This is a genomic window from Pseudomonas sp. GW821-FHT02C04 (assembly GCF_059421845.1).
In genome coordinates this window covers 1-1,042 of sequence record NZ_JBWKVT010000019.1, presented here as the reverse complement: position 1 = coordinate 1,042, position 1,042 = coordinate 1, and the positions used below count along the sequence as shown (strand labels likewise).

The following is a 1,042-nucleotide window of genomic DNA, read 5'->3' as shown; positions in this document are numbered from 1 at the left end:
CCATCGAAGCCGGTTTCCTGTCGGATCAATCCGGTCGGCGTGTAGTCCAGCCGGTATTTTTCCCCGGATTCGTTCTCGATTTCCGTCAGCAACAGCTGCGCATGGTCGTATCGGTACTGCAGCCGCGTGCCGTCGGGGTTGATTCGCCGGCTGACCAGATGCAGGTCGTCGTCATACTCGTAACGGGTGATCCGCCCCAGCTCATCGCGCTCGGCGGTGATCTGGCCGTAGGCGCTGTAGGACCAGGCGCGGGTGGCACCGGTCGGCGAGGTGGTCTGGATCAGCCGGCCAACGGCGTCCCAGGCGTGGTGGGTGACCGCGCCATGCTCATCCTGCGCAGTAATCCGCCGCCCCAACGCATCGTAGGAAAACCGGCGCACCCCACCGTCCGGCAGACTCTCCTCGACCAGTTGCCCTAGGTCGTTCCAGACGAACACATGGCGACCACTGTCCGGATAACGGATCGACAGCAACCGCCCCTGCGGGTCGTAGTGGTAATGGGTGACATGCCCGTCGGGGTCGACGGCTTCGGTGATATCGCCCTGGGCATTGCGCCGGTACGTCCACTGCGCATCACCACGCGAACGGCTGTGCAGGAAACCGTTGCGGTATTCGTAGGACGTCGGCGCATCGTCCGGCGGAATCAGCGCGATCAGCCGTCCGACATCGTCGTAGCGGTATTCGGTGATCGCTCCGAGCGCATCCTGTTCGGCGACCAAGCGGCCCTGCGCGTCGTAGGCCTTGAGCTGCTCGCCACCGTCAGCGGCGACCTGACGCACCAGCCGCGCGGTGTCGTCGTGGAGGTAAGTTTCCTCAGTCCCATCGACGTAATGCACGGTGACACTGCCGGCGTCGTCCCAGACGTAGCGCGTGTCCATTTGCGAAAACGACGCCCAGTGCCGCACGCAACGCGCCGCCTTGCCGGTACGTTCCCACTCCCAGAAGAAGCTCGCTCCGCCACTCAACTGTCGTTGCAGGATGACGTGCTGGTCGTCGTAGTCGTAACGCTCGCTCTCACCGACCGCGTTGGTCGCTTCGATCA

Annotated in this window: 1 pseudogene; it reads right to left on the bottom strand. The window is 64.0% G+C overall.

The annotated features are described in order from the left end of the window. Nucleotides 1–1,042 (bottom strand): annotated as a pseudogene (locus AC07VV_RS30445) (type IV secretion protein Rhs); the annotation flags it as partial.